Source organism: Ruegeria sp. AH12 (assembly GCF_056541465.1).
Genome location: NZ_JBQFYL010000002.1, coordinates 313,505 through 334,807 on the forward strand (window position 1 = coordinate 313,505; position 21,303 = coordinate 334,807).

18 protein-coding genes and 1 tRNA gene are annotated in these 21,303 nt (G+C 58.1%); 13 read left to right on the forward strand and 6 right to left on the reverse strand.

All coding sequences use genetic code 11. The features are described from left to right. Window position 1: 1 nt before the first annotated feature. Window positions 2–559, reverse strand: coding sequence for a hypothetical protein (locus ACR0EL_RS05635; RefSeq protein WP_480498811.1), 558 nt, complete (start codon window positions 557–559; stop codon window positions 2–4). Between the two features lie 228 nt (window positions 560–787). Between ACR0EL_RS05635 and ACR0EL_RS05640 the strand changes: the two genes are divergently transcribed. Together ACR0EL_RS05640 and ACR0EL_RS05645 are read left to right on the forward strand one after the other, a co-directional pair. Further along, window positions 788–1,570, forward strand: a complete 783-nt coding sequence (locus ACR0EL_RS05640; protein ID WP_480498812.1) for a thioesterase II family protein — start codon at window positions 788–790, stop codon at window positions 1,568–1,570. After that, complete coding sequence (locus tag ACR0EL_RS05645) at window positions 1,536–6,824, forward strand: SDR family oxidoreductase (RefSeq protein ID WP_480498813.1); 5,289 nt, start codon at window positions 1,536–1,538, stop codon at window positions 6,822–6,824. Before ACR0EL_RS05640 ends, ACR0EL_RS05645 begins: the two co-directional genes overlap by 35 nt. On the opposite strand, the gene ACR0EL_RS05650 is transcribed toward ACR0EL_RS05645, so the two are convergent. Next, entirely contained in the window at window positions 6,817–7,626 is an 810-nt protein-coding gene (locus ACR0EL_RS05650; RefSeq protein WP_480498814.1) for a hypothetical protein, read from the reverse strand. The genes ACR0EL_RS05645 and ACR0EL_RS05650 overlap by 8 nt on opposite strands. Window positions 7,627–7,676: 50 nt before the next feature. Next, entirely contained in the window at window positions 7,677–8,801 is a 1,125-nt protein-coding gene (locus ACR0EL_RS05655; RefSeq protein WP_480498815.1) for a radical SAM protein, read from the reverse strand. A gap of 197 nt (window positions 8,802–8,998) precedes the next feature. Between ACR0EL_RS05655 and ACR0EL_RS05660 the strand changes: the two genes are divergently transcribed. The 3 genes from ACR0EL_RS05660 (at window position 8,999) to ACR0EL_RS05670 (ending at window position 11,614) form a co-directional block, all read left to right on the forward strand. Further along, window positions 8,999–10,018 (forward strand): hypothetical protein, encoded by a 1,020-nt coding sequence (locus ACR0EL_RS05660; protein ID WP_480498816.1) that lies wholly within the window; start codon window positions 8,999–9,001, stop codon window positions 10,016–10,018. Window positions 10,019–10,117: 99 nt separating this feature from the next. Beyond that, the gene (locus ACR0EL_RS05665; protein WP_480498817.1) at window positions 10,118–10,960 is read left to right on the forward strand and encodes a fumarylacetoacetate hydrolase family protein; all 843 of its coding nucleotides are present in this window, start codon (window positions 10,118–10,120) and stop codon (window positions 10,958–10,960) included. A gap of 150 nt (window positions 10,961–11,110) precedes the next feature. Continuing rightward, the gene (locus ACR0EL_RS05670; RefSeq protein ID WP_480498818.1) at window positions 11,111–11,614 is read left to right on the forward strand and encodes a cold shock domain-containing protein; all 504 of its coding nucleotides are present in this window, start codon (window positions 11,111–11,113) and stop codon (window positions 11,612–11,614) included. Between the two features lie 298 nt (window positions 11,615–11,912). Here ACR0EL_RS05670 and ACR0EL_RS05675 read toward each other — a convergent pair. Beyond that, window positions 11,913–12,002: transfer RNA gene (locus ACR0EL_RS05675), tRNA-Ser, on the reverse strand. Between the two features lie 201 nt (window positions 12,003–12,203). Between ACR0EL_RS05675 and ACR0EL_RS05680 the strand changes: the two genes are divergently transcribed. The 8 genes from ACR0EL_RS05680 to ACR0EL_RS05715 are packed head-to-tail and all read left to right on the forward strand — an operon-like array spanning window position 12,204 to window position 19,629. Beyond that, window positions 12,204–13,364 carry an SPOR domain-containing protein gene (locus ACR0EL_RS05680; protein WP_480498819.1) on the forward strand — a complete coding sequence of 387 codons (1,161 nt, stop codon included), beginning with the start codon at window positions 12,204–12,206 and terminating at the stop codon, window positions 13,362–13,364. Between the two features lie 55 nt (window positions 13,365–13,419). Then, window positions 13,420–14,547 carry a D-alanyl-D-alanine carboxypeptidase family protein gene (locus ACR0EL_RS05685; protein WP_480499007.1) on the forward strand — a complete coding sequence of 376 codons (1,128 nt, stop codon included), beginning with the start codon at window positions 13,420–13,422 and terminating at the stop codon, window positions 14,545–14,547. Further along, a complete protein-coding gene (tmk, locus tag ACR0EL_RS05690) occupies window positions 14,544–15,170 on the forward strand; it encodes a dTMP kinase (protein ID WP_480498820.1) in 627 nt (208 codons plus the stop codon). Before ACR0EL_RS05685 ends, tmk begins: the two co-directional genes overlap by 4 nt. Window positions 15,171–15,173: 3 nt before the next feature. After that, entirely contained in the window at window positions 15,174–16,295 is a 1,122-nt protein-coding gene (locus tag ACR0EL_RS05695) for a DNA polymerase III subunit delta' (RefSeq protein ID WP_480498821.1), read from the forward strand. Continuing rightward, the gene (locus tag ACR0EL_RS05700) at window positions 16,292–17,098 is read left to right on the forward strand and encodes a TatD family hydrolase (protein WP_480498822.1); all 807 of its coding nucleotides are present in this window, start codon (window positions 16,292–16,294) and stop codon (window positions 17,096–17,098) included. Before ACR0EL_RS05695 ends, ACR0EL_RS05700 begins: the two co-directional genes overlap by 4 nt. Then, the gene (locus tag ACR0EL_RS05705; RefSeq protein ID WP_480498823.1) at window positions 17,095–17,892 is read left to right on the forward strand and encodes an MBL fold metallo-hydrolase; all 798 of its coding nucleotides are present in this window, start codon (window positions 17,095–17,097) and stop codon (window positions 17,890–17,892) included. Before ACR0EL_RS05700 ends, ACR0EL_RS05705 begins: the two co-directional genes overlap by 4 nt. 45 nt (window positions 17,893–17,937) lie before the next feature. Continuing rightward, on the forward strand, window positions 17,938–18,870 hold the full coding sequence (locus tag ACR0EL_RS05710) for an AEC family transporter (RefSeq protein ID WP_480498824.1): 933 nt from the start codon (window positions 17,938–17,940) through the stop codon (window positions 18,868–18,870). 60 nt (window positions 18,871–18,930) lie between these two features. Continuing rightward, window positions 18,931–19,629, forward strand: coding sequence for a CbiX/SirB N-terminal domain-containing protein (locus ACR0EL_RS05715; protein WP_480498825.1), 699 nt, complete (start codon window positions 18,931–18,933; stop codon window positions 19,627–19,629). A gap of 6 nt (window positions 19,630–19,635) precedes the next feature. Here ACR0EL_RS05715 and ACR0EL_RS05720 read toward each other — a convergent pair whose 3' ends face one another. Together ACR0EL_RS05720 and ACR0EL_RS05725 are read right to left on the reverse strand one after the other, a co-directional pair. Next, the gene (locus tag ACR0EL_RS05720) at window positions 19,636–20,628 is read right to left on the reverse strand and encodes a GGDEF domain-containing protein (RefSeq protein ID WP_480498826.1); all 993 of its coding nucleotides are present in this window, start codon (window positions 20,626–20,628) and stop codon (window positions 19,636–19,638) included. Continuing rightward, the gene (locus ACR0EL_RS05725) at window positions 20,625–21,212 is read right to left on the reverse strand and encodes a heme NO-binding domain-containing protein (protein ID WP_480498827.1); all 588 of its coding nucleotides are present in this window, start codon (window positions 21,210–21,212) and stop codon (window positions 20,625–20,627) included. The genes ACR0EL_RS05720 and ACR0EL_RS05725 overlap by 4 nt, the downstream gene beginning before the upstream one ends. Window positions 21,213–21,303 lie beyond the last annotated feature (91 nt).

Here is a 21,303-nt window from a genome sequence, read left to right on the forward strand (position 1 = left end):
CCTATTTAATGTGGATTTTCACGCCACCTGAAGATGGACTCGGTTTGGCCGCAGGTGCGCCACCCGAAGGGGCCGCGCTTTGCGCGGGCAGTTGTACCGAGGGGCGGAAGGGCAGTTCTTCGTAGACCTGTTTGCTTTCGCCGCTATAGGTCACGCCGTAATACTCGACGCCCATATAGGTCACGCCGATATGGTGATGATAGGGCTGCCGGATGATGCCGGTTGGAAGCTTGCCGTAGTTGACAGTCGTGCACAGATCCAGCGCTACGGGTTTCAGATCAACCGATAGCGGCTTGATCTCAAGCGTCAGGTCTGTGGTGTTCTCACTGACAATCGGTTCCGAAATCTTCAGGTCCTGAACGCTTTCGGTTTTGATCGGATCGCCACCTTCCAGCTTCGTCTCGGTCTTAATCGGGCGTTGCCCCCCGTTTAGCGTAACGCCGATATCGTCCAGACCATTGATTGTGACATCCGCGTCGGTGTCAGAGTCGATGTTTATAGGTCCGTTGTTGACGTTTACGGTGCTTCTGCCACCGCCACCTTTGCCGCCGCCTGGCATAGTCACCTCCAAATCCATTCTGGTGCGGGCTGCACCTGAGTAAGCGTTTGGCACGAAAACTGTGCAAAAAGTTTCGCTAGGGTAGCATATTTTGCCCTCCAGTTCACGCCAGAACCTGGGCGGGACAAGGCGGGCTACGCCAAAACGCTGATTTCATGCTATGATCGGGCCAGATCAGTCGTTGGGTGTGCGCTGCGCATGTGGGTATCACCAGAGGTGACAGACGCTGTGAGTGTAGAAATCGCATTGACTCCGCAGAACCCTACCCATGCCGGGCTGTCGGGTCGGTTGGTCTGTTTCCCACATGCAGGCGGCGCGGCTGAGCGCTTTCACGACTGGATGAGCGGATTTGCGCCGGTTCTGGATGTGCGAGCTGTCACTCTGCCGGGGCGTGGCAGACTTTTGGATCAATCGCCGATGCAGAACTGGCCAGACCTGATCAGGTCGATTGTGACGCGTCTTCAGCCTTTGACCGACCGCCCGCTTGCCATCTTCGGCCATAGTTTCGGGGCCCTTCTGGCCTATGAAGTCACACGCGCTTTGGCAGATGACGAGCAGGCTCCCAATCTGTTGATCGTCGCGGGGCCTGCGCCGCAGATGGCACAACGCGACCGCAAGATATCTGGTCTGCCTCGGCCTGCGTTTCTGGCCGAGATCGAAGCCATCAATGGTACGCCGCCCGAAGTTCTAGCCAATACCGATCTGATGGATCGCATGCTGCCCGCCTTACGCGCCGATTTTGCGCTGCTCGAAACCTATGAGGCTGACCGCGCCAGCAAGCATTCTCCGCTGCCCTGCCCGATCCTGGCTGTCGGATCGGATAATGATCCACAGGTGCCATTCCACAACATTCTGGGTTGGCGACACCGTACGCGCAGCCGTTTTGAATGCCGCCTGTTTGCGGGCGATCATTTTTTTCCCTTCTCCAACCCGGATTTTGCCGACACGCTTTTCGACTACGTTGATGATGCCCTGAATGAACACGCAAAGGACCTCCATCGCGCCGGATGAGGCGTCGATTGCCATTATCGGCATGCAGGGCCGCTTTCCCGGCGCGGCCAGTGTCGATGAGTTATGGCAGAACCTGCTGACCGGGCATGAGGCGGTCACGACTCTGACACCCGAGCAGATGGAAGGCGCGCAGGTTCCGAAAGATCTGCATGAGCTTCCTAACTACGTCAACAAGGCCACCCTGCTGGATGACGTCGACAAGTTCGATGCCGAATTCTTCGGGTTCAGCCCCCGCGACGCGGAACTGACCGACCCGCAGCACCGCCTGTTTCTGGAATGCGCCTGGCATGCGCTTGAGGATGCGGGCTATGTGCCCGAGCGCTACAAGGGCGATATCGGTGTATTCGGGGGCTGTGAACTGTCGGGCTATTTGTACCAGATCAACCGTAACCTTGACCGCCTGGGCTTTCTGGACGGCATGCAGTTAATGATCACTAACGACAAGGACTACATGGCCACGCAGGTGGCCTATAAGCTGAACCTGACCGGTCCTGCGATCACGGTTCAGACCTCTTGTTCGACATCCCTTGTTGCAACCTGTCTGGCCTGTCAGAGCCTGCTTGAAGAAAGCTGTGACATTGCCCTTGCGGGCGGCGTCACGGTCAAGGTTCCACAGCGGCGCGGCTACCTGTTCGCCGCAGGTGGCATCCTGTCCCCGGACGGTCAGTGCCGCCCGTTCGATGCGGCGGCGCAGGGCACGATTGTTGGCAGCGGCGTGGGTCTGGTTGTCCTCAAAAGGCTGGATAAGGCGCTGCGCGACGGCGACCGCATTCGCGCCGTGATCCGAGGCTTTGGCCACAATAACGACGGGTCCAACAAGGTCAGCTATGCTGCGCCCAGCGCCGAAGGTCAGGCGCGCGCGATTGAGACCGCGTTCGAGATGGCGGGAATCCCGCCCCGCTCGGTCGGCTATATCGAAGCGCATGGAACCGCGACCATGCTGGGCGACCCGATCGAGGTCGCGGCACTATCGCGCGTATTCCGCAAATCGACCGAGGATACGCAGTTCTGCGCCATCGGTTCCGTCAAAGCCAATGTGGGCCACCTGAGTTGCGCCGCTGGCGTCACGGGGCTGATCAAGGCCGCCCTTGTGACTGAGACGGGCACAATCCCCCCGAACCCGCATTTCAACGTCCCTGCGCCTGGCATCGATTTCCCGGCCACCCCGTTTTTCGTCAACCGCGACAGGGCCGAGGTCACAGAAAGCAATGGTCCGCGCCGCGCTGGCGTTAGCTCATTCGGGGTTGGTGGGACCAACGCGCACATCCTGCTTGAGGAGCCTCCAAAACAAGCACCTTCAGGGCCCGGCCGCGCGCAGCATCTGATCGTTATGTCCGCCCGCAATGAGGCTGCGCTGGACCGGTTGGCCCTTTCCCATGCACGTCGTGTTATGACTGCCACGCCGTCTGAACTGGCCGATATTGCTTTCACAACAAAAACCTCCCGCACGCGATTTGCGCATCGGCGCTACGTACGCGTAGACGCTGACAACCCCGCAGGCAGCGCGTTGGCCTTGCTAGCGCATAACAGCGACAAGGTGCGCACCATCGAAGCCAATGGCGAGGATCGGCCCGTCATTTTCATGTTCTCGGGCCAAGGCGCGCAATATCCGGATATGAGCAAGGGTCTCTATCGATCAGAGCCGGTGTTCCGCAAAGGCTTTGACCGCTGCTGCCGCGCATTTCGGGATGGCAGCGGGTTAGACCTAAAACCGATAGTTTTTCCCAAGAAAGCGGATCGTGAACGCGCGGCTGAGAAGCTCAAACAAACCCAGTTCACACAGCCCGCACTGTTTACTGTCGAATATGCCTTGGCGCAGCTTTGGATGTCCTGGGGCGTACGACCCAAGGCCATGATCGGACACAGCATTGGCGAATATGTTGCAGCGGCACTGGCCGGGGTGATGACGTTAAAGGATGCCGCCGCGCTGGTGGTGCGGCGCGGGGCGCTCATGGCCTCGTGCAAGCCGGGCTCGATGCTTGCCGTTCCGAAGGAGGAAGCCTATCTGCGCCCGCTGCTGCCGAATGACATCGCGATCGCCACCGTGAACGCCCCCGGAATGACAGTTGTGGCAGGACCAAGCCCGGCGATCAAACGGCTGGCAAAGCGGCTGGAAAACCAGAAGATCAAAGCCACGCTTCTGCGCACCTCGCACGCCTTCCATTCGGCGATGATGGATCCAATTTTGGACGACTTCATTAATGCATTTCAGGGCATTCGCCTGCACGCACCGCAGATCGACATCTATTCGAACCTCACCGGCACCGTCTTAACCAAAACCGCCGCAACCGATCCGGCTTATTGGGCGATGCATCTGCGCAGTGCGGTGCGGTTCGCCGATTGCGTCAAAGCTGGGCTGGATCTGCCCGATGCGATTTTCCTTGAGGTTGGCCCCGGTCGATCGCTGACCAATCTTGCTGGGTTGCAACTGAGTGGAAGCGGTTCGGTCGCCCTGCCCTCGATGGACAGCAAGTCCGGCCCGCAGGTTGAGGCTGATTTGGTGACCGATACGCTGGGTCAACTTTGGGCGCATGGAGCCGAGATCGATTGGCAGCGATACTACGCCGAAGAAGTGAGACGTAAAATACCGGTGCCCCTCTACCCGTTTGAGCGGGATAGCTATTGGGTCGGCGGCGCGGAAGACCCTAGCGTGGACGCCGCAGCAACACGCAAGGCGATGGTCGATTGGGGATATGTGCCAAAGTGGAAAGACGCCCCGATTACGGACACCAATGACCTGCCCGCAAACGCGCGCGTACTGATTTTCAGCGACAAAAGCCCAGCAGCCCGAGTTTTGCAAAAAACGCTTAGGGACAAGGGCATCGCAATTACCACCATCACGGCCTCATCACGATTCATGCACCGCAAGGATGGCGCATTCTCGGTCGATCCAACCGTTTCAGAGCATTTCACCCGTCTCGCCAACGCGCTACGAGACGATGACAACCCTATTTCGCACATCGTTTACCTGTGGCCTCTCGCGCTTGGGGACGCCGAGGCCAACGTGATTGCGATGCAGAACGCGGCCATGGTTATCACCAAAGCCAGTGGGCTTGCCAAGCTTAGAATGATATCGGTGACCGCTCAGGCGCAGCCCGCCCGGACAGACAAAACAACGGGAGTGGAAAGCTCGGCCACGCTTGCGCTGGCGAAGGTGTTGGGACAGGAGGTTCCCTCTCTGCGCGTCACCTCTGTCGATATAGCCGAAAGCGATCGAAGTAAGCCCTCTGCGGACCGCCTTGCAGGTTGGCTTTTGAACGAGCTGCAAGCGCAACAGTTTGTTCCTTCGGTTGCTTACATCAAAGGGAAACGGCTTCGCCTCAGCTATCAGGCGCGACCACTGGAGCCGGTCGAAAATTCCACAGTATTCAAGCCCGGTGGCGTCTATGTCATCACTGGCGGTTTAGGCAATATCGGGCTGGCGATGGCTGATATGTTGGCGGATCTCTACGAGGCCAAGCTGGTACTTCTGTCCCGCTCGGGTGCGCCTGCAAGATCCGAATGGAAGGCGCTGGCCGCTGGTCCCAACGAGTTCGATAAAACGGCGAGGCTGGCGCGCAGGTTGCTGGATTTGGATCGAAAGACAGATCTCTTGGTTCTGAAGACCGACGTCTGTGACGCAAACGCCCTGCAAGTGGCGATGTCGGAAGCCACCAAAGCCTTCGGCCCCATCGACGGTATCTTTCACATGGCTGGAAATGTCGGTAGCGGGTTTGGCAAACTCAGCGACCTGACAACCGAAGACCTGAGCAGCCAGATCGCCCCCAAGATCAACGGTGCCCGCGCGCTTGCACATGCATTGCGGGACCATACCCCGGATTTTGTCCTGCTGGGCTCATCCCTGTCGGCTGTTCTGGGCGGGTTGAACCTTGGCTACTACGCGGCGGCAAACCAGATGCTGGACACATTTGCCGCGTCGCAGCCGACATCTACGCGCTGGATCAGTGTGAACTGGGATCAATGGGCCTTTGCCGATCAGACGCATTGGGAAGATGCAATCTCTCCCGCAGATGGGGTTGAGGCGCTGAACCGCCTATCTGCGTTGGATACCGATCAGATCGCCATATCGACCACACCGCTGAACACTCGGCTTGCGGAATGGGTTGAATTCACCGCCACCCCCAAAGCCACGGAGGCCACAACAACAGGCCACAGCCGCCCCAACCTGAGCAATCCGTTCGAAGCACCGAAAACGGATATGGAAACCATCCTTGCCGGGATTTGGGAAGACCTGCTGGGCCTGTCCCCGGTTGGCATAAACGACAAGTTTTTTGAGCTGGGCGGGCATTCCCTTCTGGCCATCGAAATGACCATGCGGATCGAAGAGAGGTTTGGCTTCAACCCCGAGGTCGGCCAGATCTTCGACACTCCGACCATTGCGGGGCTTGCCCCGATTATCGAGGCAAATATGGGGACAACCGCTGTTAAGCAGGTCACCGCTAAGGCCGCACCACCGCCGCCGCCAGAGCCCGACTTGAACTTGGAAGGCGCAAAGAAAAGTTTTCAGGACATGTATGATGGTGTCACCAAGCAGCTGGACAGCTCAGGCTTCGGAACCTTCGCGCATTTTCTGAACTATGGTTACACACCGAACGGAGCACCCGAGGCGTCTGATATCCTGTTGAGCGATAAGATGATGAACCGGAATTCGGTCAAACTGGCTCTTGAGGTTATCGGGGCCCACCCGATCGATGGGTCGTCGGTTCTGGATGTGGGCTGCGGGCGCGGCGGCACAGCCCGCGCACTGGTTGAGTTCTTCGATCCCGCCGCTGTCACCGGGTTGGACCTGTCCGGCGCGGCAATCGAGTTTTGCCGCAAGACGCATACAGATGCGCGTTTGAGTTTTGTACAGGGTGATGCCGAAAACCTCCCATTCGACAATAGGCAATTCGATGCCGTGACCAATATCGAAAGCTCGCACACTTACCCTGCGATCCAACGCTTCTATGCCTCGGTCTTGCGGGTCCTCAAACCCGGCGGCGCGTTTTTGTATACCGACCTTCTGCCTTTGGGAAAGCTCAACCAATGTCTCGAACTGCTGAAGGATCTCGGCTTTGACCTCGAAGACGAGCGTGACATCACGCAGAACGTGCTGCTGTCCTGCGATGAAATCGCGGCCTCGCGTCTGGGCGCGTTCGGAGGCGATCAGGAGATGAGCAATTTCCTGGCAGCCCCTGGATCAGCGGTCTACGAGTCCATGAAATCCGGTGAATGGAGCTATCGGATATGGCGTTTGAAACGCCCGATCAACTGATATCAATCTCCAACGTTATCAATTGATTACGCGCCCGTCCTAATCCAACGATGACCAGCGCCGTCGAATAGCAATGCCCGGCGCGGTACAGATCAGCGTCGACAGGCACCATCACCTTGACCAGTTGCTTTTGACCCGGTGCTAGATTGATCAGGTCTGGGATCACATCAATCATGGCCCCTTCTATCGCAACGCCATCTTCATCCAGAACCGGCGTGGTAGACACGCGCGGGCTGACGCTAATCGCCGTGCTGTTCTCGACCTCAAAACTGGCTGAAAGCGTGCTGCCAGCAGGACCAGACAATGTGATCGCCGCGGCCTGCGGGGCGGTTGCCGCTTCGGCTGCATATCCGTTCACGCCTCGGCTATTAAGAAACTGAAACAGCTCATCCGTATAGCGCTTCGACAGCACCTGAGCCGAAGCCGCATAACGGATCGCAAGCTGCAAACCTTCCTGTGCGATCTCGGCCCCGCGCGTCTCGGTGAACTCTTTGTACAGATCCGCCATTTCCGGCACATAGCCCTGTTCAGTCAAGTGCTGATACTGGGTCCCGGCATCCGTGTATTGCTGCGTGAAGGCCGTGTAGATGGACTGCAACTGGCGATAGCTTTCCTCCATCGCGGCCTGCAATTCGGCCTGTTTGCTAGGGCCATGGGGCGTGCCTTGCCCGCCCGTAGAGCTGACCCCATCCTCATATCCCGCCTGAACGGGTTTAACGGGCTCTGGCTGCGGCTTAGACGCTCCTGGTTTCGCCTTGGGGCGCGCGCGTTTTGCGGGTTGCTTGCGGGTTGCCTTAGCCATCTCAGCCCCTTTTGTGCTGCGGTTTCGCTTCGGTCATTCTTGTCGCCAGTCTACACCAAACTCTTGAGTTCCGCCAATTTCTCTTCGCTTTTCCGGCGTATTGCGGCCTGATACCAGGTGCCCAGCAAGGCGATATACCCCGCCAAATTGGTCGATGTAACAGCACCCGCCGCATTCATAGGTCCGCGCAAACCCCGTTCAACGGCAAGCCTGCCATACAGGTCGATTACCTGCTGAATCATGGTCGGTGCAGCATAGGCCAGCGACAAGTGTTCCGGCTCCCAGACCGTATTGAAGTAGAGTACCGCCCCCAGATCGTCGGCAAAAGCTATCAGGTCTGCCAATTCCTGCCAGTTCACCGTCATGATACAAGCCGAAATGCCGAATGGGCGGTCATGGTACTGCGAATACTCGGCCAGCCAACGCGTGTTCTTAATCACTTCATCAAAATCCGCGTTGCGGCGGATCGAGCAATAGGTTTCACGCCGGACACTATCGAGCGATATGCCGATATGCACATTTCCTCGCTCGAGAACAGATAAGGCCTGATCCGGCAGCAGACTTGCATTGGTCTGAATTGTAATCTCACACTCTGGGTTTGCGGCAATCAATCTCTCCCAGATTTGATAACAAAGCCGCATCACAAAGGGCTCGCCCCCATAGAAGGTCGTGCCTTCAAGATGCGGAATAAAATCTTCTAATTCCTCAACAAATTTGCCCCCATAGGCCTGCGGCATCGCCGGGCGCAGCTCGCGGTAGCGCCGGATACGCGAAGACAGTTCCCCGTTGCACATGATGCATTCCAGATTGCACGCATTGTGGAGCTCGAACGAAAACGAGGTCGGGTGATCGGGGTCAACGCTCCAGCGATCGAAATGCTGTGCGACGACAGCGCCGTAGTTCCCGGTTTCAATCTGCGACCCGCATCCATTGCACCCGCCACCCAGATCACCTTGCGCCACGCGCTGGCACAGGGTTTGCCTTGGACGTCCTTGCCAGATTTCGCGGATGGATTGATCCGGATATCGGCCCAGCGGTTCACGATTGTAACAACAGCTTGAAACCTTACCTTCGGTCCCGAAATACAGGCTCGTCGACGGGCTGTAACATAAAAAAGGCCGAGGTCCGGCGCGGCGCTGTTGGTTGTAGTGATAGTTCTGAACTGGGTTAATCATGGCCCCACCAAAACATCTCTTGCGCTTGATCTTATCACATACCGCACCTCAATTGGCTAAAAACCGCCATCCAGCACAGTTTGGCCGGGCAACTCGGATGCGGGCATCCCGCGGCCAGCATCCATCCCCCGTGAAACCAGCCTCATTCCATGCTATGCTCTGTTTTTTAGAGAATTTTCACGCAAAGGGGCGCCCTCGTGTCCGAACGTCGCGTAGAACTGCATTACTTTTTGATCGTCGCGCTGCCGATTTGCGTGTTTCTGATCCATGAGTTGATCCAGACTCACATGCTGCCAAAAGACCTAGACTTATCCGTTGGCATTCTAATCGCGGATCAGGATTGGTTGGAAACCGTTGGCCGTTACCGGTTCCTTGCGGCGTCATGGTTCTTTGTCGCGCTGGCTATTCTTCCGGTCGCCGTCCTTGTACGCAATCTGAGACGACCGACGGAACGCGCTACCAGACTGGCCGCAATTCTGACGGTTGTAACGGTTTTCTGCCTCGCGATGATCCCGGTCATTCAGCAGCACATGACTAACACGCCCCCGCAGATTTATGGGCAAGTCGGAAAAGAGCTATTTGAGATGGCTCTGTCCAAAGGCACGTTGCCGGGCTGCGATGGCCCTGATGACCTTTGGGCCCTGGGCACCTGCGGAGATATCCCCGTCTTCTCACTCTTTCGGCGGGTGATGGATATTGTCACCGCACTGGCTGGTCTGGCCGTAGGCGCGCTGATTGCTGGGATGATCTTGTGCCTGTCATCTGGCGGCGGTGACGATCTCGAAGATACGGCCGCCAGCCTGGCCCGCAGCATCCGCCAAATGAAGCAACAGCTGTATTTATCCAGCCTGATCCTGACCTTTGGGATGTTCTTTGCGTCGAGCTGGATGTACTGGCCCTTACCCGTCATTGCAGAGGCCGAAAAGGCCGCATTTAGCTCTTTGGTTACAGCATCGGCTTTGTTCACCGGAACCTATTTCTGTCTGCTGATGCTCAGCTTCTATCTGCCGGTGGCACTGATCCTGGATGGTCGGGTAACGCAACTGGCCATTGCTGCCCGGCAGATAGACGAAGCAGAGGACGACTTCGATGTCGATGGCTGGCGATCCACACACGGTCTGTCAGATGGGCCCGGCGATTTCATGCGTGCAGGCATCGCGCTGGCCGCACCGATCCTTGCGGCTTTTGCCGGAGGAATCTCCCCCCTCAGCCTTTGAGGTTTAAAAGTGCACAGAGCGGTTGACCCAAAACCCTGCTGGCTGCAGGTTTTGAAAGCCGACGCTTGACGCCACTGCCAATCAGGATCTCCGCAAACTATGAAATTGCTTCGCTACGGCCCAAAGGGCGCAGAAAAACCGGGGATGCTGGATGACGGCGGTGCCATTCGGGACCTGTCTGCAATGGTCGATGATATCACGGGTGAGATGCTGGACGATGTCTCCCTCGACCGGGTGCGCGCGCTTGACGTATCAACTCTGCCCGTTGTTACCAGCAATCCGCGCATTGGGGCCTGCGTCGGCCAGGTTGGCAAATTCATCTGCATCGGCCTGAACTATGCCGATCACGCGGCGGAAAGCGGGATGGATTTGCCCGCCGAACCGGTGATCTTTTTCAAAGCGACCTCGGCCATCTCAGGGCCCAATGACTCGGTCGAGATCCCACGCGGGTCGACCAAAACCGATTGGGAAGTCGAACTGGGCGTCGTGATCGGTAAGGAAGCCAAGTATGTCTCGGAGGCTGATGCATTAGACTATGTTGCCGGATATTGCGTGGTCAACGACGTGTCCGAACGTGATTTTCAGCTGCACCGCTCGGGCCAATGGACCAAAGGCAAATCAGCCGACAGCTTCGGCCCAATCGGCCCATGGCTGGTGACCCAGGATGAGGTTCCAGACCCGCAAAACCTGTCGATCTATCTTGAGGTGAACGGCCATCGATATCAGGATGGTTCAACCCGAACGATGCATTTTGGCGTGGCTGCTGTGGTATCTCACCTGTCTCAGTTCATGTCGCTACAACCGGGTGACGTGATTTCTACCGGCACACCCCCCGGCGTTGGCATGGGGCAAAATCCTCCCGTCTACCTGAAACCCGGAGACATCCTTGAACTTGGTATCGAAGGCTTAGGTGTTCAGCGACAGATGGTGGTGGCGGGTTGAGGCGTCATTGATCCCAATGGATACAAAGCACCGAACACTGCGGGGGTTAACCTGTAGTTTACCATAAGTAACCTAAAACATGACTAATAAATACCACATTTACTATGAAGGTTTTAGATCAAGATAGTGATGTTCAAAGGTTAGCTTGTTATGGATGGTTCGACGCTTGGCGATCCCGCTCTGGTCCAGTTTTCAGGTGTTTTGAAATGGTTTGCTGCCAAACACGGATACGGATTTGTCACCTGCGACGAAACGGGCAAAGATGCACTGCTCCATCAGAACACGCTCAACGAGTTTGGCCAAACATCCATAGCACCCGGATGTAAAATCAAAGCGCTCACGCGCCGCACATCCAAGGGCACACAAATCGTCGAGATCCTGGAGCTGCAGGCTGAACCGGTGCCAGATTTTCTGCCTGAAGGGACCAGCGAACGGGAAGGTAGAACTTACCTGCCCGCACGGGTCAAATGGTTCTGCGAGAAAAAGCAATACGGGTTCGTAAATGTGTTTGATGACCCACGCGATTGTTTTTTGCACTTGAACACTCTGGCAAAAACAGGACTTGGGATGGTGAATGTCGGCGAAGCGCTTGGCGTGGAACTGGATGACGGCCCAGACGGCAGAGTTGTCGTCTCTGTTAAGTCCTGGAGCTAGTCAGCACACCAAAACAAACCGTCGTCCTGTCGGCAGTCTCGAACCCCAGTTATCTAGAATGTAGTGAACGTCCTTGTCATTGCAGTCATGGTGCAATGATGGCAAGGGTGCGTCGACACAGCGAGCGCAGTTGTATCCGGTAGAGTCAGAACTCGCTTCATTTTACGCTTCCCTCAAACTGATCAACTCAGGGCCATGCGGAATTCACGCAGCTTCAACTCTCGGCTCAGGTCGCGTGACCTGAAGTCGCAATAGTTGCTGGAACCGTTCTTGGAGTGATTGGATTGTAAGGGCCAAGTGGCGGGGAGACAGGGATTCGAACCCTGGGAACGCTCTCACGTTCAACGGTTTTCAAGACCGCCGCATTCGACCACTCTGCCACCTCCCCGTCGGAGGCACGGTCTAAGCCCAACTGAGATCAGAGGCAAGCCGAAATCGGGAAAACTTGCTCAACCCTGCGCAGCAGCCTTTCCTTGGCCCTTCAGCCACGTTATGATCTGGCCTTAAGATCGCAGCAGACTGGCGCTTAGAACCGGTCATTCGGCGGGGCTGGAAAAAAACGAAGCCCTTTCAGGCAAGGGAACAAAAGATGAAGCGAGCGACACAGACACGCGCAAATCCGCGAGGACTGGCTTTACTAGCTGTGACTTTGACAGTTTTGTCCGGGTGTGACAACGTTCTTCAATCTCAGGACGGCTCTGCGAAACCCAAGAACGAAGGCGCGGACAATTCGACAATCGAACTGGTACCTCAGGTAACTAACAGTTCGCAGCGCGACGTTGAGGCACCGGATGTGTTTTCGGTAACCGAAGCTGGGCTTTGGGATGGGCGGCCTTCGCTGGGCGGCATCTGGGTGGCGCATCCTGATGTTAACCAACCAGAACGCGTTTTGATCAAGAACACCGCGAACAACAAAAGCGTCACTGGCGCCCTGTTCCGGCGTCAGGCGAACTTACCAGGACCTGCCTTGCAGGTTTCCTCTGCCGCTGCGGAAAAACTTGGAATGCTGGCCGGTGCGCCAACGCGGGTCAGCGTTGTAGCCCTGCGCCGGGAAGAACCCAAAGAAGAACCACCCGTTGAGGAACAGACGCCCGAAGCCGAGGCTCCGAAAGAAGAAACCGAAGTTGCAGCCGCTGCGCCTGAAGCAGAGGCAGAGGCAGAGGCTGCTCCATCGGAAAAGCCTGCCAAGCGCAAGTGGTGGCAAAAGAAAGAACCGGCTGCTGCCGCAGGCGCGGCGGGCGCTGCTGCCGCGGCGGCTGGCTCGGCGGCCAATGAAGAGGCTGCGGAAGCTGCAGTAGACAGCGCCTCAGCCACTGGGGCCGCCGCACCGGGACTCTCTGACGCCCCCGTCGCCGCCCCAACTGAAAAACCAGCCAAGCGCAAGTGGTGGCAGAAAAAGCAACCCGAAGAGATAACGGCCACGCCGCTGGATCCGATTGAAGGGGCCGCCGCCGCGATTGACGCGGCCGAGGCCACTCCGGCAGCGGCCGCAGCTGCCGCCCCTGCTGCATCGAACTTGACAAAGCCCTATGTTCAGATCGGCACGTTCAGTGTTGAAGCCAATGCAAACACAGCCGCAGAAAAAATCCGTAAGAATGGTATGGCTGCCGAGGTCCGTGCGCTTGAGGCTGAAGACAAAACCGTCTGGCGTGTTCTGGTCGGCCCTGCCGCAACACGCGCCGACCGCAAGGCGATTCAGACCGATGTCAAAGACCTGGGCTTTACCGACGCATTCACCGTGTCCAACTGATAACAGGAGGCGCCCCGTGCTATCCGCAATTCGCACATCCGTACTCACCCTTGGGATGGCTGTCCTAGCCCTGCCCGCACACGCGTTTGATACCACGGCGCGTGCCGCCTATGTGATCGATCAGTCAACCGGAACTGTACTTCTGTCGAAAGACGCCGATCAACCACTGCCGCCTGCATCAATGTCGAAACTCATGACGCTCTATGTCGCGTTCGAGGCGCTGCGCGATGGGCGTTTGACTTTGCAGGAAACTTTGCCCGTATCTGAACACGCGATGAGCTATGGCGGCTCGACCATGTTCCTGAACACGCAAGATCGCGTGACGGTCGAGGATCTCTTGCGCGGTATTATCGTTCTGTCGGGCAATGATGCCTGCGTGGTGATCGCTGAAGCGCTCAGCCCCGATGGGACCGAGGCGGGATTTGCCCGTTACATGACACAACGCGGCAAACAGATGGGCATGGACAATTCCAACTTTGCCAATTCAAACGGCTGGCCCGCCGCAGGGCATATGATGTCGGTGCATGATCTGGCGGTTCTTGCAGATCGGTTGATCAGCGACTTCCCGGAATACTACCCGTTATTTGCAGAAGAAGAGTTCGAATTTGACGGGCGCGCACCGTCGAACAAACGCAATCGGAACCCTCTGCTGCGGCTGGACATCGGCGCCGACGGGCTGAAAACCGGCCACACGCAAGAGGCGGGTTATGGCCTCGTCGGATCGGCCAAACAAGGTGACCGCCGGGTGATCTTCGTCCTGTCCGGTCTCGATAGCACCGCACAGCGGGCAGAGGAGGCTGAGGCCGTGGTTAACTGGTCGTTTCGAAATTTTGTCGAGAGGACAGTTGCCACCGAAGAAACGCCGATAGCCGAAGCCAAGCTGTGGATGGGTGAGAAGAAGACCGTGGGGTTGGTGCCCGAGGGCGACCTGAACGTTCTGTTCCCGGTTCTGGGCACTCAGAATGTGCAGGCCGAGGTCGTTTACGACGGCCCGATCAACGCCCCTGTTGCCAAGGGCGATCAACTGGCTGAGCTCGTCATCAAACCCGAAGGCCTGCCCGAAATTCGCCGCCCGCTGGTTGCAGCCGAAGATGTGCCTCTGGGTGGGTTCATGGTGCGCATGATGACCGTGGGCGGTATTGTTCTGAAAGACGTGATCAATAACCCGCTGGAGTCGATGTGACGAAACGCGGGTTATTCCTGACCTTTGAAGGCATAGACGGATCAGGTAAATCAACTCAGGCCCGGATGTTGGCCGAGTTTCTGCGCGAGTCGGGCCACCAGGTCATTCTGACCCGCGAACCTGGGGGATCGCCCGGAGCTGAGGAAATCCGCAGGCTGGTGCTGGAAGGCGACCCGGATCGTTGGTCGGCTGAAACCGAAATTCTGCTGTTCACCGCCGCCCGTCGCGACCACCTGGAACGCACCATCGAACCAGCGCTGGCCGATGGCAAGGTGGTGATCTGCGACCGTTTTGCCGACAGCACCCGCATGTATCAGGGCCTCTCGCGCGGTGATCTGAGGGGCATTGTCGACCAGTTGCACAGTCTCATGATCGGGCGCGAACCCGACATGACCCTGCTGGTCGATATGGACCCGGAAACCGGCCTGTCCCGCGCCAAAGGCCGCCAGGGCACCGAGGAACGGTTTGAAGATTTCGGCCCTGCCTTGCAAAAACAGATGCGCGCCGGGTTTCTGGCTTTGGCCAATGAGTTTTCCGAAAGGTTTCGCGTCGTCGATGGCAATCGCGACATGGACAGCGTTGCGCAAGATGTGAGAGACATCGTCCAGGCAGCTTTGCGATAGACGATGAGCGACGACACCCCAACCTCAGATCAGGCCCCCGGCGCGCCACATCCGCGCGAGACCGCCCGATTGTTCGGGCAGGACGCGGCAGAACAGGCATTTCTGACTGCCTATACCTCGGACCGGTTGCACCACGGCTGGCTTCTGACCGGCCCGCGCGGCGTTGGGAAGGCCACTCTGGCGTGGCGAATTGCGCGGTTTCTTCTGGCAACGCCTCCGGCTGATGACGGTGGGCTATTCGGCGCACCTCCACCCCCTGAAACACTGGATATTGATCCGGACCACCCGGTCTCGCACCGCATCATGGCGGGTGCAGAACCCGGTTTGGCGGCCATCACACGCTCGCTGAACGATCAGGGGCGGTTACGTGGTGAGATTGTCGTGGATGACATCCGCAAACTGGGAAAGTTTTTCGGCCTGTCCTCGGCAGATGGCGGGCGGCGCGTGGTCATTGTCGACTCTGCCGATGAGATGAATGTCAGCGCCGCAAATGCTCTGCTGAAAATGCTGGAAGAACCACCAGCGCGAACCACGCTACTGCTGATCTCGCACCAGCCTTCGCGCCTGTTGCCGACGATAAGGTCGCGCTGCCGAACCTTGCGCCTCTCACCGCTGGGGCCCGAGGACATGCAGAACGCCTTAGCGCAGACCGGGGCGGAACCGCCATCGCAGGCGGATCATCTGGCCGCACTGGCCGCCGGATCGGTCGGCGATGCGGTGCGTCTGATCAATCTGGACGGATTGGACCTCTATGCAGAACTGATCGCTATTCTGGGCACTCTGCCCCGCATGGATCGCCAACGCGCTTTGAAGCTGGCTGAAACCGCCGCCCAGCGCGGCGCAGCCGAGCGGTTCGAACTGTTATTGACCCTGATCGACATCGCCCTGTCCCGCCTGGCCCTGACCGGGGCAACCGGTGCGCCGCCCGCGCCTGAAGCCGCCCCAAACGAAGCCGCAACGCTCGCGCACCTGTCTCCGTCACCCGATCAGGCGCGCCGCTGGGCCGAGGTTGCCGCGACAATCACAGCCCGCGCACGTCATGGTCAGGCGGTGAACCTTGACCCTGCCGCATTGGTCCTAGATACGGTGTTCAAGATACAGGAAACCGCCGGTCAGAGCAGATGAGCGATACGCCCGAAATCACCGACAGCCATTGCCATCTGGACTTCCCCGATTTCGAAGGGCAGCTGGACCAGATCATCGCCAAAGCCGCCGATGCGGGGGTAACCCGGATGGTCACCATCTGTACCCGCCTGCGCAATGAAACCAACGTCCGCGCCATAGCCGAGGCCCACGCTCCGGTCTTCTACGCCGCAGGCACTCACCCGATGAGCGCTGCAGACGAGCCGATGGCAACGGTCGATGAACTGGTCGCGCTTGCACAGCACCCGAAATTCGTAGGCATCGGCGAATCTGGACTGGATTACCACTACACCGCCGACAGCGCCGAGGTGCAGAAGCAATCGCTGCGCATTCATATCGAGGCTGCCCAGCGCACGGGCCTGCCGCTGATCATCCACGCCCGCGCCGCCGATGATGACATGGCCCGCATCCTGACCGAGGAACACCGCAACGCGCCCTATTCCTGTGTCATGCATTGCTTTTCGTCCTCGGCTGAACTGGCCCGCGCCGCTTTGGATTTGGGATTCTACCTGTCCATGTCCGGCATCGCAGCCTTCCCCAAAAGTCAGGAGCTGCGCGATATCTTCGCCGCCGCCCCGCTGGATCGCATTCTGGTCGAAACCGACGCGCCCTATCTGGCCCCGCCACCCTATCGCGGGAAGCGCAACGAACCCGCCTATACCGCGCACACCGCCCGCAAAGGGGCCGAGGTGTTCGGCATAGACTACGCCGCATTCGCAGCACAAACTCAGTTGAACTTCGACCGCCTGTTTTCCAAGGTCGGCCAGTTTAAGGCCGCTGCATGAGCTTGCTGCGCTGCACCATTCTGGGCTGCGGATCTTCGGGCGGCGTGCCGCGCCTGGGCGGTCAATGGGGCGATTGCGACCCTGCAAACCCGCGCAACATCCGCCGCCGCTGCTCTCTGCTGGTAGAACGGGACGGCTCGGATGGCACCACTTCGGTTCTGATCGACACCACGCCGGATATGCGCAGCCAGTTGCTGGATACCGGCACCGGGCGGTTGGACGGCGTGGTTTACACCCATTCCCACGCGGATCACATGCATGGGATCGACGATCTGAGAATGATCGTCTTCAACATGCGAACCCGCGTTCCAGTCTGGGCGGATGGCGATACGCAAAACGCCCTGCTGGGTCGGTTTGGGTATGCCTTCATTCAGCCCGAAGGCTCACCCTATCCGCCGATCCTCGATCTGAAATCCATTGACGGCGCTTTCGAAGTCGACGGTCCCGGCGGCCCGATCCCGTTTGAGCCATTCAAGGTGAACCACGGTTCGATCGACTCACTGGGCTTTCGGATGGGTAACCTTGCCTACCTGCCGGATGTTGCGGAAATCTACGACGAAGCATGGCCTGCGATGGAAGGGCTGGATTGCCTTGTCATCGACGCCCTGCGTCGCACACCGCACCCGACACACGCGCATCTGGAAAAGACGCTGGGTTGGATAGATCAGCTGAGCCCGAAACGCGCGGTTCTGACCAATATGCATATCGATCTGGACTATGCGACGGTCGAGGCCGAGACACCCGATCACATCACCCCCGCCTATGACGGGATGGTGATCGAACAGGTGCTGTAAGGCCCTGCCCCGCGCAATCCAGATATCGCCAAGCCGTGGGGCGATATGCTTCAAAGCCTGATCAATGTCATTCTTCCGGTTTTTCTGGTCATCGGTGCAGGCTATGCGGCGACGCGGTCGGGCTATTTCAAAGAAGTCCATGTAGATGGCTTGATGAAGTTCACGCAAGGGTTTGCCATCCCCTGCCTGCTGTTTCTGGCCATTGCGCATTTGGATCTGAGCGCCAGTTTCGACCCTCGCCTGCTGATCAGCTTCTACTCCGCCGCTGCCCTGTGCTTTACCGCAGGGCTGTTCGGCGCACGGTTGATCTTTGGGCGCGCTTGGGAGGATTGCGTTGCCATCGGCTTCTGCTGCCTATTCTCGAATTCGGTCCTGTTGGGCCTGCCCATCACGGAACGCGCCTACGGGCCTGACAACCTGACGGGCAATTACGCCATCATCGCCTTCCACTCGCCCTTTTGCTACGGCGTCGGCATCACGGTGATGGAGATTGTTCGAAATCGCGGTCATGGCGGCATGCGCATGGCGCGGTCGGTTTTGTCTGCGATGTTCAAGAATGCCCTGATTCTGGGTATCGCGCTTGGGTTTGTCGTGAACCTGTCGGGTCTTGTCATACCTCGGGTGGTCGATGAGGCGCTTGGCCTTGTGACTCGCGCGGCCCTGCCCGGAGCTTTGTTTGCGCTGGGGGGCGTGCTGGTTAAGTACAAACCCGAAGGCGATTTAAGGACGATTGCTTACGTTTGTGGCATTTCCCTTATGCTGCATCCTAGTCTGGTTTGGATCTTCGGTGCATCCACGGGCCTGCCACAGGACCTGTTTCGCTCGGGTGTGTTAAACGCAGCGATGGCCCCCGGTTTTAATGCCTATATCTTTGCCAATATGTATGGCCGGGCCAAGCGGGTGGCTGCTTCATCTGTACTGATCGGAACTGCGGCGTCCATCATAACTGTCTGGCTTTGGCTGACCCTTTTGGGATAATCCCCGCCTTGACTTACACGTCCGGCGCGACACCTAACGGGCAAACAGAAGGAACCACATATGCCGCAGGCCATTATCGTTGCCCATGGTCAACCCTCGGACCCGGATCCGGCAGAGACATCGCTCGCCCGATTTGCGGCTCAGGTCGATGTTCTGACCCAGGATGTCTCGGTGCATTCGGCCACCTTGGCTGCCCCTGGCCGGCTTGAGGCGGTGATGGGCGAACTGCCATCTGATGCGGTGATCTATCCTTTGTTCATGGCCAAAGGCTGGTTTGTTACCAGTGCCTTGCCCAAACGCGTCGGCAACCGTGGGCTTCGGGTTTTGGACCCACTTGGCGTCGATCCGGAGTTGCCAACTTTGGTGTGCACCGCCCTGCGCGAGGCCTTGACATCAAAGGACTGGGTCACCGAAGATACAGATCTGGTGATCGCCGCCCATGGATCTGGGCGCAGCCGCAATCCATCCGCCGTGACATTAGAGTTCGCCGAAACGTTGGGCGGGCTGCTGCCTTTCAGAACCCTGAAAGTCGGGTTTGTCGAAGAACCCCCATCCATCGCAGATGCGGCAAGCGGGGTCGGTGCGCAGTCTCTTTGTCTGCCCTTCTTCGCCTGCACCGGAGGCCATGTGCTGGAAGATGTCCCACAGGAACTGGACCGCGCAGGATTCCAAGGCGCAACCCTGCCGGTGATCGGAGAGCTTCCGCCCATTCAACGCCAGATCGCCCGCAAGCTCGACGCGGCCTTTGCGGAAGCGTAGTGCAGATCAGGTGCGGGCCTGTGACAGGCTAGAATACAACCGATGGCGCGACCGCCCTTCTCGTTTGGCCTGATACAAGGCCAGATCGGCGGCATGTAGTATGTCAGCCGCCTTTACCGTTTCGAACTGCGTCGACAGCGCGGTTCCGATGCTTGCGGATATGCGGCAGGGTTGCTGTTCGAACATCATCGGTTCGTTAAGGCGTTTGATTAGACGATCGGCTATGGATGACAGAATTTCTTCCTGGGTCAGACCCTTGAAGATGATGACGAACTCATCACCCCCAACTCGCGCTACCATATCGTTCGACCGGGTTTCCTCGACCATGATCTGGGCGGCCTGTTGCAGCACATAATCCCCGGCTGCATGCCCCAAGCGATCATTGACGGATTTGAAGAAATCAAGATCCAAATGCATCAGCGCAAATGTCGCGTTTGCCGCGCTGAGCTGCGCCAACATGTGATCCATCGCGCGGCGGTTCTTCAGGCCAGTCAATGTATCGGTGTACGCCTGCTCTTCAGCGGCAAGCATCGCCCCCTGCAGCCGCAGGTTCAGCGAGCGCGACGCCTCCATCGCGGCAGATTTCGCCTCGACCAGATACAGCAGTTCGATCGCCAGATCGGTGCCCGAGAAATCGGCACTGGTCAGGGCATAGTCCCGCACCGCATCCAGAATTGAAATCCCGAAAGACAGATTGATCACTGCCCCGCCGCCATCCGGCAATGGGGCGACCAGGCCCTTCAAGGCGGTGCGTGGCTCATCATGGAACTTCAGATGCAGCTTTGCACCGGCCATGGACATCAGCGCCGGAATGGTCGTTATGGTCCGTGGTCGGATCAACTGGAACACATCCAGAAAGCTTTTGCCTATCAGGGGCGTATCTGGTCGCAGCTTTTGCAATGTCGGTCCAACCTTCTGGATAAGACCCTTGTCATCCAGCAGCAGAAACATCGGGCAAAGGGTTTCCAGCAGTTGAGCCAGATCCAGAGTCTTGGTCATTCGTTTCGCGCCCCCAAATCAAAGTGACGCCCTTCGGCAAAAGCAGTCTCGACCAACATAATGGATATGACCTCAGCGCTTTCCTGTTGCCCCTCCTCCGACAGCATTACCAAGGCGCCATAGTCATCTGCCATGGCGCGCAACACCCCAACCATGACGCCGGCATAGCCCGGTAGACCAGGATGGCAGAGCAGTTGATATTCAGTCACCGAAAGCTCTCGCAATTCCAGCGCGGGCAGGGTCAGGTCTGAGACGGCCAGGCGAACACGGTCGGGCAGATCATCCAGCGAGTGTAGGAATTCGACATAGCTGACACCGCCAAACCGCAACAGGCGCCGCAGCCCTTCCATATTGGGATGCGAGACCAGATAGGTTCCAACATCTTCGAGTATTTCGGGCTGCGGGCGGCCAAGTTCAGCGCTTAGCGCCTCCAGAACCCTGAACAACACATCGTCTTCATAGGTCAGCATGGCCTCGAACTCGACAAAGCCCAGTCGTGCAGCCTCGGTCACGCGCAGCCAGCACGATTGACCATAAGTCGCGCAAACAAAAGACTGGATCGCCCGATTTATCAGACCATGCATAAGATGCCCCATTTGGTTCCATCTCACTTTGGTCGGATAAATCTTAACAATTACCCAAAATCCACCGCTGTTTGCGGAGAATGCAACCGAG

What these genes read in the sequence shown, in the direction of transcription:
- ACR0EL_RS05685 (WP_480499007.1), top strand. Translation starts at nt 13,420, where the DNA reads ATGGCTGTCCTAGCCCTGCCCGCACACGCGTTTGATACCACGGCGCGT.
- ACR0EL_RS05655 (WP_480498815.1), bottom strand. Translation starts at nt 8,801, where the DNA reads ATGATTAACCCAGTTCAGAACTATCACTACAACCAACAGCGCCGCGCC.
- ACR0EL_RS05725 (WP_480498827.1), bottom strand. Translation starts at nt 21,212, where the DNA reads ATGCATGGTCTGATAAATCGGGCGATCCAGTCTTTTGTTTGCGCGACT.
- ACR0EL_RS05645 (WP_480498813.1), top strand. Translation starts at nt 1,536, where the DNA reads ATGAACACGCAAAGGACCTCCATCGCGCCGGATGAGGCGTCGATTGCC.
- ACR0EL_RS05720 (WP_480498826.1), bottom strand. Translation starts at nt 20,628, where the DNA reads ATGACCAAGACTCTGGATCTGGCTCAACTGCTGGAAACCCTTTGCCCG.
- ACR0EL_RS05650 (WP_480498814.1), bottom strand. Translation starts at nt 7,626, where the DNA reads ATGGCTAAGGCAACCCGCAAGCAACCCGCAAAACGCGCGCGCCCCAAG.
- ACR0EL_RS05670 (WP_480498818.1), top strand. Translation starts at nt 11,111, where the DNA reads ATGGATGGTTCGACGCTTGGCGATCCCGCTCTGGTCCAGTTTTCAGGT.
- ACR0EL_RS05695 (WP_480498821.1), top strand. Translation starts at nt 15,174, where the DNA reads ATGAGCGACGACACCCCAACCTCAGATCAGGCCCCCGGCGCGCCACAT.
- ACR0EL_RS05715 (WP_480498825.1), top strand. Translation starts at nt 18,931, where the DNA reads ATGCCGCAGGCCATTATCGTTGCCCATGGTCAACCCTCGGACCCGGAT.
- ACR0EL_RS05680 (WP_480498819.1), top strand. Translation starts at nt 12,204, where the DNA reads ATGAAGCGAGCGACACAGACACGCGCAAATCCGCGAGGACTGGCTTTA.
- ACR0EL_RS05710 (WP_480498824.1), top strand. Translation starts at nt 17,938, where the DNA reads ATGCTTCAAAGCCTGATCAATGTCATTCTTCCGGTTTTTCTGGTCATC.
- ACR0EL_RS05665 (WP_480498817.1), top strand. Translation starts at nt 10,118, where the DNA reads ATGAAATTGCTTCGCTACGGCCCAAAGGGCGCAGAAAAACCGGGGATG.
- ACR0EL_RS05700 (WP_480498822.1), top strand. Translation starts at nt 16,292, where the DNA reads ATGAGCGATACGCCCGAAATCACCGACAGCCATTGCCATCTGGACTTC.
- ACR0EL_RS05705 (WP_480498823.1), top strand. Translation starts at nt 17,095, where the DNA reads ATGAGCTTGCTGCGCTGCACCATTCTGGGCTGCGGATCTTCGGGCGGC.
- ACR0EL_RS05635 (WP_480498811.1), bottom strand. Translation starts at nt 559, where the DNA reads ATGCCAGGCGGCGGCAAAGGTGGCGGTGGCAGAAGCACCGTAAACGTC.